The following is a 680-nucleotide window of genomic DNA, read 5'->3' as shown; positions in this document are numbered from 1 at the left end:
GAACTCATCGTTCACCACTTCGTAACCCTTGTCTGTCAATTCTTTCAGACGAGCTGCGTAGTTGGTTGTACCGATTGGCTCACCTGACTTACCGCTTTCAACTACCTTACCAACTTCCTTGTTGTTAGCATCTTGGTCTACGAAGGTAATAATCGCTTTTTGACCATCTTTCACATAACTGATTGGTGTGTCCTTAGTTGGATCACTTGGAACTGGTGGTGGGTTGTAACCCTTGCTTGGATCGCTTGGATCTTTCGGTGTCAATGGTGTTGTGCCATCTGGGCCTACTGGTGTAGTTCCTGGTACATGTGGAATCACTGGAAGATCAGTACCTGGTTTGCTTGGATCTGTTGGATCGTTTGGATATGGAAGATTTGGTACTTTTGGAAGTCCGTCTGGTACATTTGGTACATATGAACCAAGTTTGCTGTACTTAACTGTTTCTTCGCTATCCTTATCATCAGGAGTTACTGTCTTCGCTGCTACATTGACCTTGTCTGCCACGAATCCAGTTACTACTGGTGTAGCTTCTTGTGCCAATTCTTTCGTAGCTGGTGTCCATGCGCCGAAGGTTTCAACGCCAGTTACACGGTTACGTTCACCTGTACGTGTGAAGGCTGCTTCTTGAGTGACAGGAGCTTTCAGAGCTGGACGACCCGCTGTTTGACCATCTGCGTATT

1 protein-coding gene is annotated in these 680 nt (G+C 46.3%); it reads right to left on the bottom strand.

Features of this window, described 5'->3' with window-relative positions; genetic code table 11:
- On the bottom strand, positions 1-680 hold a 680-nt coding region (locus K1I97_RS10090), incomplete at both ends, for a mucin-binding protein (protein ID WP_440219383.1).

Origin of the sequence: Streptococcus oralis (genome assembly GCF_019929345.1) — a bacterium.
In the GTDB taxonomy this organism is placed as follows: Bacteria; Bacillota; Bacilli; order Lactobacillales; family Streptococcaceae; genus Streptococcus.
The sequence above is the reverse complement of the archived record's forward strand: the minus strand, read 5'-3'. Positions and strand labels throughout refer to the sequence as shown.